Genomic DNA, 12,711 nt, shown 5'->3' with positions numbered 1-12,711 from the left:
ATTAAAAATTAAATAAAATGAAGAAATTCTTATTGCTTTTTGTAATCGCTATAGCAGGAGTAACCGCTCAGGCTCAAGAAATCAAATGGGTTAGTTTTCAAGAAGCGATTAAAGCTCAGAAAAAAAACTCAAAACCCATTTTTATGGATGTATACACCCATTGGTGTGGTCCGTGTAAAATGTTGGATCAAAATACTTTTAGTGCCCCGGCAGTAATAAAAATGATCAACGAAAAATACAATGCTGTTAAATTTAATGCTGAAGGTAACGAGGACATCGAATTTTTAAACAAAAAATACTCGAATCCTAATTATGATGCCAGTAGAACAGGAAGAAATGCGATGCATCAATTTACCGATTTTTTAAAAATTCCAGGATATCCTTCTATGGTCATTCTTGAAAAAGACGGAAGCATTAGAAAAACGATAGTCGGTTACAAAACTCCAGATCAACTTTTGGAAGAAACCAACTAAATTTGTATTAGAATTTATAATATCCCTTTTCCGATATACTGTGAAAAGGGATATTTTTTTTTAAACAAAACTCAGAAAGCCTGCCACTTTCCCACAATGAAAAATTAGCCGCTGTCAAAACCAAATCGGGTTGATGAAAATCAATGATGCGATGGTAGTTGACCTTGGCATTACCAACAAAGATTAATACATCTGCTTTAAGAGCGGTTTGATAAATCCCCGTGCTATCAATCAATAATACTCTTTGACCATTTATTTCCAACAATCCTTGAACCGGATTTTTACTTACCACCTTGATAAACCGTTCCCGGCAATAATCTTTTATAATAGGAGCATCCAAGACCTTGTGATTCGACGAATATACATCCAATAGGTGCTGTTGTTTAAACAGTATAGTGGTATGAACCCGATCAAACAACAACAAAACTTCTGATTGTAATCGCGATTTAAAGATCAAATCCATATACAACAACTGCCCTGCAAGTATCACCACCAATAAAAGGCTCAAATATTCGATTTTACGGCTTTTAACCACATATCCAACAAACACCAAACTAAAGACTGTAAACACAGCTAAAAAGCCATTTAACGACAGCTGCTGTGCGTTGTAAATCGACAACTGTCCCACTACGCGAATAAGTTCATTCATAATGCCAATCAGCCTACTGACCAACTTCCCAACTACTAGGGCTCCCTCAACAGATAAATAATTTAAAAACAATAACACCAACAACATTCCCAAAATCAGTGTTACCAACGGAATCACTATCACATTGCCCACAAGAAATAACAACGGAACTTCATAAAAATAATAGATACTCAACGGTAAGATCCCGATTTGCACGACTAGGGAAACCGCGATGATCTCTTTGAAATATTTTAGCAACAGCCATTTGGAATTCGCGAAAGGCTGAATTATAGGATAAAAATAAACGATTGAAAAAACCGCTAAAAAACTGAGCTGAAACCCGACCTCATAAATATAGTCGGGATTAAAACACAACATAACAAAAAAACTTATTGCCAAACTGTTTGCGTTGCTTTGCGAGCGCCTTAAAAACTTGATTACTACGAATACGGTAAACATCGTTACTGCTCGCACGACTGGTGGCGCAAAACCGGAAATCAACGCAAACAACCACAAAACCATTAGCGCAAAAAGATATATCAATCGGATTTCCAATCGAAACAGCTTTAAAAATTTTACGATAAAAAAATACAGTATCCCGATATGCAGTCCTGATATCGCTAAAACATGAATGACTCCAACACGACTAAAATCTCTTTTTAACTCGGTCGAAAGTTCTTGCCTTTGCCCAAACATCAAGGCTTTGATAATCGCTAAAACCTCTGGATTAAACTGATGTATCTCAAAACCTGCCATTAATCCGTCGCGCCAATTGGCAATTCGCGACAAAAATGTAAACTGACGACCGCCATGAACAACATTTTGATCGGTTAGATAGACTTGCCCCACAACGCCCTGACGTTCCATATACCTATTGTAGTCAAACTGATATGGATTTAGAGGTTTTTTAATATCTTGTACCAATTGATAAACATGTAACTCCTCGCCGATAAACCGTGAGACACTATCGTATTTAATCGGCTCTATAACCAAGACTTTACCGAAAGTCACCTTTTGATCAACCTGAACAAGCTGCGCGATATAGCGATTCGAAAACTGATTCGGTTTCAGTTTTTCTACAACTAACAATTTTAAAAACTGCCTCGTTTCCTTATTCAGCACTTGCTGATAATGGTGTTTTTGAGTGGGTATCGAATGCATCGAAGCAATAAACAAACCGAGGCTCCAATAGATCGCCGCATAACAAATCCAGTAAAAGCAACGATAATAAAGATGCAAAAAAGTCTTGCTCCCAATTCGTGCTAAGAGCACGCAACTAGTGAGATATAAAAGCACCACTACACGGCTCTTGGTCAAAAAGGGATGAGATAAAATGCCTAAAACAAAGAATATGGAAAGGCTTAAAAAAGGAAATTTCAATATCTTCATGGACTGAAGATATTGAAATTTCCTTGTCAATCAAGCAGTTAGACTGCTATTTAACTATAATAGTTGTTTTTCGTAAACTCTATTGATCTGTGCAAAAGTACGGTTGTAATAAGCTTCACTAAGTGAAGACACAATCACCCCCTTTGATGTAGAAGAGTGTATAAATTTAATATCCTCTCCTTTAACTTCAACTATAATTCCAACGTGACTAATTCTTGATTTTTTACCGGTTTTAAAAAAGATTAAATCCCCTTTCTGCGCTTCAGAAGAATTAATTTTTTCACCGATGGATGCCATATCTCTTGAAGATCTCGGCAGGGAAATATCCAAAGCATTAAATGCCGTGGTAACAAATCCGGAACAATCCATCCCATCTCTTGAAGTGCCTCCAAATCGGTAGCGAACTCCTTTATAATCCTCTGCATTGTTCAACAATTGCTCAGTTAAGTAACTACCCGTATCTTCTTTACGACTAGTTTCATCAATCTCATTTAAAATCTTTGCCAATTCCTCTACACTAACTTCTTTAGTTTCGTTTGCGGCTAGATCTTTACCTTTGGTATTCGAGGTTGGTTTCTTTTTCCCTTTATTGTTATTCTTGGGAGGATTATTTGCAGGCGTGATATTATCTAAAGTGACTTTTTGCAAGGAACTTGCATGCGTTCGTCCAGACAATAACAGCAGTACAATTAAGAAGGCGGAAGCGTACGTTTTCATAATTATCGATGTTGTTATCTCACAAATATAGAATTTTATTTTAAAAAACAACTCATAAATTTTTATTAATTAATTGTGCGGTTAATTTACTTGCCCCTTCGCCGCCGAGCTTATCTATCAGTATATCATAATTTTGCAACATTTTAGTTCTACCTTGATCTTGAATAATCTTAGTAAACTCCTCATGTATGCGTTTTTTATTACAATCATTCTGCACCAGCTCTTTGACCACTTCTCGATCCATAATTAAGTTGACTAAAGAGATGAATTTAAGTGTAATTATTCTCTTTGCTATTTGATAAGAAATCGGACTTGCTTTATACAGTACCACTTGAGGCACCTTAAACAAAGCCGTTTCTAAAGTCGCTGTACCCGAAGTGACCAAAGCCGCATAAGCAACATTGAGCAGACCATAAGTTTCATTGGAAATAAATACCACATTTTTATTTACGAGAAACTGCCGATAAAAGTCAAAATCCTGACTTGGAGCTCCGGCGATAACAAACTGAAAATTTGCAAAATTCGGGACCACGGTTAACATCTCAGATAACAAACGCGTGATTTCCTGTTTTCTACTCCCCGGCAGCAATGCAATAATGGGACGATCATCAAGTTGATGGCGCTCTCTAAACTGCGGATCTGCTGTTGCCCGATATTGCGCAACGGCATCAATCAAAGGATGCCCTACAAACTGAACGGGAAAACCGTGTTTTTTCTCGTAGAAATCCTTTTCAAACGGTAAAATGACATACATGTGATCCACATCGCGTTTGATCGCTTTAATCCTGTTTTCCTTCCATGCCCAAATTTGAGGAGATATATAGTAATGAGTTGGTATGCCTTTCTTTTTAGCCCATTTGGCGATGCGCATATTAAAACCGGGATAATCGATAAATATTATCGCATCGGGAGCAAATGCTTCGATATCTTTTTTGCAAATGGAAATATTTCTTAGAATAGTCCCTAAGTTTTGAATGACCTCTGCAAACCCCATAAATGCCAGTTCGCGATAGTGTTTCACTAAGGTTCCCCCCACTCTTTCCATCAAATCTCCACCCCAAAAGCGAATTTCAGATTGTGGATCTTCTTCAAAAAGCGACTTCATAAGATTAGAACCGTGTAAATCTCCCGAGGCCTCTCCGGCTATAATATAATATTTCATACCTACTTACTAAATATTTATAAATAATCCCACAACGCCGATGTTTTTCCAATTCGTGACATCGCGAGCGATTAAACTTGCCGTGCGGACCGTTGGACAGCATCGGGCTTACATTTCAAGCGCTAAGATAATGCCTGCAAGTATTAAAAACATCTATTTTTTTAAAAAACGCAGACAAACTTAAGCCAATTGTAGCACTACAAACCGTGTGAAAAACGAGCAACGCCTTAAAATCAACCCTTTAAAACGATCCCTTTAAGCTTGAAAATTAGCAAAAACAACTACCGCCCCTTGCAATCCCCCTTACAATTCCCAACGATTTAATTGCTGTATGGCATGATAAGCCGTTAAGTCAAATTGAACTGGAACAACAGAAATATAACCGTGTTTTAAAGCCCATTCATCAGTATCCTCTCCCTTATCTTGATTAACAAATTCTCCTGTTAACCAATAATATTCTTTACCGTGTGGACTTACGCGTTTATCAAACTTTTCTTGCCAAGTAGCCTTAGCTTGTCTACATATTTTTATTCCTTGTATTTCCTCTTTCTTTAATTTGGGAAAATTGACATTCAGTACTATTCCTTCAGGAAGTCCATTTTTCAAGGTCTCCAAGGTAAGCTGTTTCACAAAAGACATGACTTCATCAAAATTAGCGTTCCAACTAAAATCCTGAAGCGAAAAACCAATAGCTGGAATTCCACTCATTCCCGCTTCTAGAGCGGCACTCATGGTTCCAGAATAGATTACATTAATCGAAGAATTGGAACCGTGGTTGATACCGGAAACACAGATATCCGGTTTGCGATCTAGAATTTGGTCCAACGCGATTTTTACGCAATCCACCGGTGTTCCAGAACAGCTATATTCCGCGTCCAAATCGGGATCGATTGACACCCGTTCGATAGACAAGGTACTGTTGATCGTAACGGCATGTCCCATGGCTGACTGTGCTTTGTCTGGAGCAACTACCACCACTTCACCAATTTCCTTCATCACCTGAATCAATGCGCGAATCCCAGGTGCTACTATACTGTCGTCATTCGTTACTAAAATTAAGGGTTTTTGTTTCATTGCATTATTTTATTTACTTTCGCTAAAGTAATAAATATATAAGTATACGCAATTACACTTGGGCTCAACCGCTAAAAAACTTAACCTATCCTTTGAATTTTAACACTAAGGTTTAACAAAATATTATTGGAGCCTCATATTAAGTCTCTAATAAATTACTTACTTTAGATGAAAATTAATTGATGAACACTATTTGGTCATTTATGAAAAGAAACTATAAGATAATACTACTCATTTTAGGCGTATCTACTCTGTTGTGGAGTTTTATGCCAAAGGAGCCGAAGGAGAATCCTGAAAAGGATCAATTACTGATTGAAATGATTACGTATTTACTTGAAAAAGGCCATTATGACCCCGTAAAAATCGACGATACATTTTCCAAAGATGTTTATAAAGAATATATCAAATCCTTGGACCCGACGAAACGTTTTTTTACACAAGCAGATATAGATGAGTTTTCAAAATACGAGTATTTAATCGATGATATGATTAAATTGAAGGACTTGTCGTTCTTTAATTTAACGCACGATAGAATCGTACAACGCATGTCGGATGCTCAAGTTATCTATAAAGATATCTTAAGTAAACCGTTTAATCTTTATGCCAATGAAACATTTGATGCGGACTACGACAAACAAGCATTTTCAGCCGATGAGGAGGCCTTAAAAAAGCGTTGGGAAAAACAACTTAAACTTTCCGTTTTGTCTACGATTTCTGATAAAATAAAATTGCAAGATGGTGAAGAAGTCGCTACCGATGAATTTGAAGACGATATGGATTCAGACACCTATACTCCAAAAACGAAGAAAAAAGATGAAAAACCCGTAGAAAAGAAAACTTTTGCCGAATTGGAGGTAGAAGCTAGAGAAGCTACGTTAAAATCTTTAAATGAGTATTTTGGTTTTATAGACGAATTGCAGCGCAAAGATTGGTTTACGATCTATGTCAATAGTATTGTGGAACGTTTTGATCCACATAGCTCCTATTTAGCTCCAGAGGACAAAGAGAAATTTGATGCAAGCATGAGTGGAACTATTGAGGGTATTGGTGCCAAACTACAAAAGAAAAATGATGTTACGGAAATTTCGGAACTGATTCCGGGTGGACCAGCATGGAGAGGAAAAGAATTAGAGGCTGGGGATCTTATCTTAAAAGTCGCTCAGGGAGATGAATTGGCTGAAGATGTTGTGGGAATGCGCCTGGAGGACGTAGTCAAAAAAATAAAAGGTCACAAGGGAACTGAAGTTCGCCTAACCGTAAAAAAAGTTGATGGTACCGTAGTGGTTATATCGATCATTCGTGAGATTGTTGAATTAGAGGAAACCTATGCTAAATCGAGCCTGATCAATATAGGCGATCAAACTTACGGTTTGATTCAATTGCCAAAATTTTACATCAATTTTGAGAACAAAGACAATCGCGATGCCTTTAAGGATGTTACCAAAGAAGTGGAACGTTTAAAAGCACAAAACGTTAGCGGAATTATTATGGATCTTAGAAACAACGGTGGTGGTTCATTACAAACTGTTGTGGATATGGCTGGTCTTTTTATAGAACAAGGCCCAATCGTTCAAGTAAAATCTTCGAAAGGTAAAAAAGACGTCTTGTTTGATCGTGATTCAAAAATACAATGGGAAGGTCCTTTGGTTGTGATGGTCAATAACTTTTCAGCATCGGCCTCAGAAATTTTTGCTGCTGCAATACAAGACTACAAAAGAGGTGTTGTTATTGGAAGCAAGCACACTTATGGTAAAGGTACCGTTCAAAACGTGATCAACTTAAATGAACTACTTAAAGCCCAACAACCATTTGGCGACCTAGGTGCTCTAAAACTAACCTTACAAAAATTCTATAGAATTAATGGAGGATCAACACAACGTGAAGGGGTTTTGAGTGATGTCGTTTTACCAGACCGTTTCTCCTTTATCGATATGGGAGAACGCGACATTCCTAACGCCATGCCGTGGGACAAAATTGACCGCGCCAACTATACGCCGTTAAAAAATGATTTTAGCACTGCTATTCTTAACAGTAAAAAGAGAATTGCTACCAATGATCAGTTTAAATTGATTACAGAAAATGCAAAATGGATCAATGAACGCAAAGATGAGAAAGTTTTTAGTTTAAATTACGACAAGTATAAATTGCGTCAAGAACAAGTAGAAGAAAAAGCTAAGAAATTCAAAGCGATTTCCAAATACAATAATCATTTAAAATTCAATTCATTACCTTACGAATTGGAGCGTTTTAAAAACGACACTATATTAGAAAACAAACGTAACAGATGGCATGAATCTTTAGCTAGTGATGTATATGTAGAAGAGGCTGTATACATCTTAAAGGATCTACACAAAGGAGCGCCGATCCACGCTACCGATTTTTCTAATAAAAAGATTAAATTAGCTGAGAAGCATTAATTTTAATGGCGGATAAAACCATCTCTAACAATCAATTAGCGCTCCAAAAATTCCAATCGGATTTTTGGGGCGTTTTATCTTTCTGGTTTGTTGTCGTACTGAGCTTTGTTTCGATCTTGGCCTATGTCATCGTTCCCGACAAAACACAAAATGCCAATGCTGGCGATCTCTCGCTGCGATCAAAAGAACCGGGTTTCACCGTAACCACCTTAACACTTCCGACTGAGACACCCCTAGTAAACACTTGGAAATCTTGGTTTATAGGACGAGAATACCAACAGTCTGCAATACCAATTAGCAATTATCATTTCACCAAAGATTCCATTCACTACACCACATATAGCAACAACCCGCTTACAGCACAAAACCAATCACTGCCATTGAGCAGCTTTCACGAGCAAAAGCCGCATAACATTATCAACGATTATATCAATCAGAAATATTACATCTTGGGCACAGATAGTCAAGGGCGTGATTTCCTGAGTCGTTTAATCATCGGATCTAGAGTATCCTTATCCATTGGATTTGTTGCGGTAGCTTTATCATTGATTATCGGAGTTTCTCTGGGAGCCCTAGCTGGGTATTATGGCGGAAAAACCGATGCTTTGATCATGTGGTTAGTCAATATGGTTTGGTCCATACCTACACTATTGCTAGTTATTGCAATCACTTTAGCTTTGGGAAAAGGTTTTTGGCAGGTTTTCGTAGCCGTAGGACTTACAATGTGGGTCGAAGTCGCTCGTGTAGTCAGAGGGCAAGTGATCAGCGTCAAAGAACAACAATACATTACCGCTGCAAGAGCTTTGGGATATTCCGATATTCGGATTATTCTCAAACACATTTTACCCAACTGTATGGCTCCGGTAATTGTGATATCAGCAGCCAATTTTGCATCGGCCATTTTAGTCGAAAGCGGTTTGAGTTTCTTAGGCCTTGGTGCACAAGTTCCTGTACCGAGCTGGGGTTCGATGATTAAAGAAAACTACAATTACATCTTGTTGGGAAAACCCTACCTGGCTTTAATACCAGGAATTGCTATGTTTTTATTGGTTATGGCTTTTATGTTAATCGGCAACACATTAAGAGATGCCTTGGACGTAAAAAAATAACAACTAAAAAATTGCGATCGGTTTATTGAATTAATATTTTCCGAAGCTCATTCCGATTTCCATTATAGATATTTACATCAACCTTAGTTTCAATACCGGGGACAATTCCCTTTTCTGTAAATTGCCAGAAATGCCATTCCGGTTTGATGTTCTCAACAAAAAAATTATAATTGGCAATCCAGATAATGTGATCGGGAAAAGCTTGCTGTAGATTTCTATTGTAATAATGCTCTCCCGAATACAGGATTGGTTTTACTCCATAATGACGCTCCACGACATCAATCCATCGTTTTAAACCTTTGATCAAGCTATCCATCGGTTGATTCTTCGGCAGTTCTTCAACGTCGAGTACAGGCGGAAAATCACCTTCCGCTAATTTGACATTACGAATAAAGTTTTCTGCTTGTTCCACAGAGTTCTCATTAGGACGATAATAGTGATAGGCACCACGAATAAAGTTATTTGCGCGCGCGCTACGCCAATTTCTCAAAAAAGCGGTATCTATACCATCTTTCCCCATAGTCGCACGTATAAACACATATTCAAGCGGAAATTCCTTATTAATCATATCCACCTGTTCCCACAATATCTTTCCTTGATAATGAGAAATATCAAAACCAAATACCTTATCGGTATGGCGCTTTAAAACCTCTACGTTTCTGATATCAAAGACTGTAGTTTCAGCGGCATTTTTGCGCTCTTCACTAAAAAAATATTTAATACCGTCTTTGAAGGTTATCCCAAACCAGATTCCCAAACCAACAAAAACCACAGCCACAACCACCCATTTTACATGGTGTATGGTAAAAGTGTTTTTTTTCTTAACCGGTTTTCGGGGAGTTGAATTTCTTCTAATGGTTTTTCTCGGTGTAGCCATACGGGAATTATAAGCCTACAAAAATACATTATTAAACAGACTTTTAGAAAAAAACAAGACTCAATTAATCCGAAAACTGGCAGACATTAATCAGTTTGTCGTCAGTCCTCCATCTACTGCAACCACCGTACCCGTAATCCAATTCGCCCTTGGAGAAGCTAAAAAAACCGCCATATTTGCAACATCTTCTACAGTACCAATTTTACCTAAGGGATAAATCGCCTGAACCATATTTTGAAATGCGACTTGATTCGCTATACTCAGTTTTTCAAGATTAGCCTGAAATTGAGGAGTCTGTACACTACCCGGCGCGATACCATTAACACGAACACCGCATTTCCCGATTTCAAACGCTAAGGCTTTTGTAAACGAATCCAAAGCTCCCTTTGTCAAGGAATAAGCCGTAGTATCACGTCCGACCAACATTCGATGTGAAAAATAGGAGGAAATATTAATGATATTCCCGCTATTCTCTATCAACGACTCCAACAAACTTTGAGATAGCAAATACGGTGCTTTTACATTGAGATTCCAATGTTTGTCCAACAAATCCTCCCCCGTTTCTGCAAACGGAACAAAAACCCCCATTCCAGCATTATTTACCAAAACATCAATTTGAGGAAAAACAACTAAAATACGCTGAGCTAAATTATTTATTTCTGAACTAATAGCCAGATCTGCCTCTAAACCGACAACTGTAGTTCCGTGTACAATCAAATTATTTACCGCTTTAGACAGCTTATCCTTATTCCGCCCAACGATACAAACGTGGGCACCATTTTGCGCAAATTGCGCTGCAATAGCATAACCTATTCCATCGCTTCCACCTGTCACTACAACATATTTACCCCTTAACATCTTGCCGTTTTTTATCGTTTTCCAAAATCCAATTATCGTGCAACCATTTTTGAGTTATTCGCTTATTTGCAGCATTATCCCAAATAATGTCACGCTCAAAAGTGATCACACTTCCATCAAATCCAACGATGACCCACGCATAATCACCACTTGACTTGCGATAACATTTGTATTTCATACCAAAAATAGGCTTTTCTCGTTGATCAATGACCATCAACTCCCCATGCTTATCAATCCATAAATTTTCAAGAGAATTGGCTAAATCAGCATCGATACCCAGCAAAAATTTCGTTGCAATCTCTCGGGTCTGCGCTTCGCTCAACATATCACGATCCAGATATTTTACATCCATTCGCGTAAAACCCAAAATACGAAAAGGCGCATTCGCTGTTACGATAAACGAAAAGTGCTCTTGAAGTAAACCGCGATTTACAGGCTTTTCATATCGAAACAAATAGGCCTTCTTCTGATCTACCTCAACTAAGGTCACCTTGGTTTGCTCAAAACCCGCAGGAATCACGACCTTACTTTCAAAAAATTCTAATTGAGCATTTAGCTGTCCCTCATCTACTACCAATTCTTGCGAATTACAACTGATTACCGTCATAACTAAAAAAAGTGTTTGTTTCATTTTGTCAATATTTGTAATTAATAAACATGTATTGTAAGTAATCTACAATTGCAAATGAAATAAAAATATTTTACTTTTACAACAATAATTGTAAATAAACTACAATGGAAGAAAAAGATAAAGCCCTATCGTTCGATTACGCATTTCTAGACAAGCTTATAGTAGGAATTGGAGAGGTCTCGCAAATAACGAGTCTACCAACTAGACAGATACGCTATTGGGAGGAAAAAGGAATCATCAAAAGTTTAACAGAGGCAGAAGGAAAAAACCGTAGATATGACTACGAGAACATCAAAAAAATACTTTTAATCAAAGAATTGATAGACGAGGGATACACCCTAGATGCTGCGGCTAGCAAGATTCAAAACCGGATTAACACCATAGAGGAGACCTTGAAGAAATTAAAGAGCCAATAAAATATAGGCGTGTTTTTTATGCGATGGAATCAACCGGAACTTCCAAGGGATGCAGACGCAAAACCGGTACAGGCAGTTTAATTCCATGGAGTTTAAACTGTTTATCGATTTCAAAGCGAATAGCGCTTGCGATACGATCGTTATCAAAGGAATTATCTATAAAATAATATAAAATGAATCGAATCGAAGATTCTCCAAATTGGTCTAAAAATACTAAAGGCAAGGGATCTTTCATCACATCTGGATTCACAGCAGCACAGTTTAACAAAATTTCTCGCACTTTTTCTACATCAGTACCAATATACACACCAACATCTATACGTGCTCGAATCACCTCATCATCTTGTGTCCAGTTATTGATAATATCGTCAATAAACTTTCTATTGGGGATCACGATAATCTTTCGATTACGGGTTTCAGCTATAGTAGACCTCAGTTTAATCAATTTAACCCGAGCTACCTCATCATTGATATGAATCACATCGCCTACGGTAAGTGTTTTATCCATCATGATGTAAATTCCGGCGATCAAATCTTGAAATATTTTCTGAAGCGCTAAACCCAAGCCCACAAAAAGGGCTGCGGAAGTCGTTAGAAACATATTGATATTGACTCCAATAGCATTGAGGATAAAAAAGAACATAATCACATAAACGAAGTAGTTTACGAAATTGAACGCACTTGTCAGACGCCCACTATCCTCAATCGAGGATATTTTTAGTACCGTTTTTTTTAGAAATTTAAGCCCATAACGAGTCAGGACCAACGTAAAGACTACAAACAGTATAGTCCCTATAGTAACTGTAATTGACTTACCGGCATAAATCTCGTATTCCAATAACTGAGATAATATTTCCCCCATAGAAATCGACTTTTAAACGATACTTATAAAATTAAGCAACTCTTTCTAAATAACAAAGCAACATTGGGATTAAAATAGCTATATAAAAAAAGACCTCT

12 protein-coding genes are annotated in these 12,711 nt (G+C 37.5%); 4 read left to right on the top strand and 8 right to left on the bottom strand.

The window, feature by feature from the left end:
* The first annotated feature begins 17 nt into the window (after window positions 1-17).
* Window positions 18-473 (top strand): thioredoxin fold domain-containing protein, encoded by a 456-nt coding sequence (locus L1275_RS05610; protein ID WP_253470675.1) that lies wholly within the window; start codon window positions 18-20, stop codon window positions 471-473.
* A 7-nt stretch (window positions 474-480) separates the two neighbouring features.
* On the opposite strand, the gene L1275_RS05605 is transcribed toward L1275_RS05610, so the two are convergent.
* The 4 genes from L1275_RS05605 to surE all read right to left on the bottom strand — a co-directional run bounded on the left by L1275_RS05605 (window position 481) and on the right by surE (window position 5,443).
* Complete coding sequence (locus L1275_RS05605; protein ID WP_253470673.1) at window positions 481-2,490, bottom strand: ComEC/Rec2 family competence protein; 2,010 nt, start codon at window positions 2,488-2,490, stop codon at window positions 481-483.
* A 54-nt stretch (window positions 2,491-2,544) separates the two neighbouring features.
* Window positions 2,545-3,207: a C40 family peptidase gene (locus L1275_RS05600; protein WP_253470672.1), complete on the bottom strand. Its 663-nt coding sequence runs from the start codon at window positions 3,205-3,207 to the stop codon at window positions 2,545-2,547.
* A 52-nt stretch (window positions 3,208-3,259) separates the two neighbouring features.
* Window positions 3,260-4,369: a lipid-A-disaccharide synthase gene (gene lpxB, locus L1275_RS05595; protein ID WP_253470670.1), complete on the bottom strand. Its 1,110-nt coding sequence runs from the start codon at window positions 4,367-4,369 to the stop codon at window positions 3,260-3,262.
* Window positions 4,370-4,672: 303 nt separating this feature from the next.
* Window positions 4,673-5,443 carry a 5'/3'-nucleotidase SurE gene (surE, locus tag L1275_RS05590; protein WP_253470668.1) on the bottom strand — a complete coding sequence of 257 codons (771 nt, stop codon included), beginning with the start codon at window positions 5,441-5,443 and terminating at the stop codon, window positions 4,673-4,675.
* A 182-nt stretch (window positions 5,444-5,625) separates the two neighbouring features.
* On the opposite strand from surE, the gene L1275_RS05585 reads away from it, so the two are divergent.
* Complete coding sequence (locus L1275_RS05585; RefSeq protein ID WP_253470665.1) at window positions 5,626-7,860, top strand: carboxy terminal-processing peptidase; 2,235 nt, start codon at window positions 5,626-5,628, stop codon at window positions 7,858-7,860.
* Window positions 7,861-7,865: 5 nt separating this feature from the next.
* On the top strand, window positions 7,866-8,969 hold the full coding sequence (locus L1275_RS05580) for an ABC transporter permease (RefSeq protein ID WP_253470663.1): 1,104 nt from the start codon (window positions 7,866-7,868) through the stop codon (window positions 8,967-8,969).
* 22 nt (window positions 8,970-8,991) lie between these two features.
* On the opposite strand, the gene L1275_RS05575 is transcribed toward L1275_RS05580, so the two are convergent.
* The 3 genes from L1275_RS05575 to L1275_RS05565 form a co-directional block, all read right to left on the bottom strand.
* A complete protein-coding gene (locus tag L1275_RS05575) occupies window positions 8,992-9,846 on the bottom strand; it encodes a glycoside hydrolase family 25 protein (protein ID WP_253470660.1) in 855 nt (284 codons plus the stop codon).
* 90 nt (window positions 9,847-9,936) lie between these two features.
* A complete protein-coding gene (locus L1275_RS05570) occupies window positions 9,937-10,704 on the bottom strand; it encodes an SDR family NAD(P)-dependent oxidoreductase (protein WP_253470658.1) in 768 nt (255 codons plus the stop codon).
* Window positions 10,691-11,335: a hypothetical protein gene (locus L1275_RS05565; protein WP_253470656.1), complete on the bottom strand. Its 645-nt coding sequence runs from the start codon at window positions 11,333-11,335 to the stop codon at window positions 10,691-10,693. The genes L1275_RS05570 and L1275_RS05565 overlap by 14 nt, the downstream gene beginning before the upstream one ends.
* A gap of 104 nt (window positions 11,336-11,439) precedes the next feature.
* Here L1275_RS05565 and L1275_RS05560 point away from each other — a divergent pair, with 104 nt between their 5' ends.
* Window positions 11,440-11,751: a MerR family transcriptional regulator gene (locus L1275_RS05560; protein WP_253470654.1), complete on the top strand. Its 312-nt coding sequence runs from the start codon at window positions 11,440-11,442 to the stop codon at window positions 11,749-11,751.
* A gap of 16 nt (window positions 11,752-11,767) precedes the next feature.
* On the opposite strand, the gene L1275_RS05555 is transcribed toward L1275_RS05560, so the two are convergent.
* The gene (locus tag L1275_RS05555) at window positions 11,768-12,613 is read right to left on the bottom strand and encodes a mechanosensitive ion channel family protein (protein WP_253470652.1); all 846 of its coding nucleotides are present in this window, start codon (window positions 12,611-12,613) and stop codon (window positions 11,768-11,770) included.
* Between the last annotated feature and the right edge of the window lie 98 nt (window positions 12,614-12,711).

Origin of the sequence: Flavobacterium sp. HSC-61S13 (genome assembly GCF_024171535.1) — a bacterium.
Classification (GTDB): domain Bacteria; phylum Bacteroidota; class Bacteroidia; order Flavobacteriales; family Flavobacteriaceae; genus Flavobacterium.
Note: the sequence above shows the minus strand (reverse complement) of the source record. Positions and strands in the feature narration are given on the sequence as shown.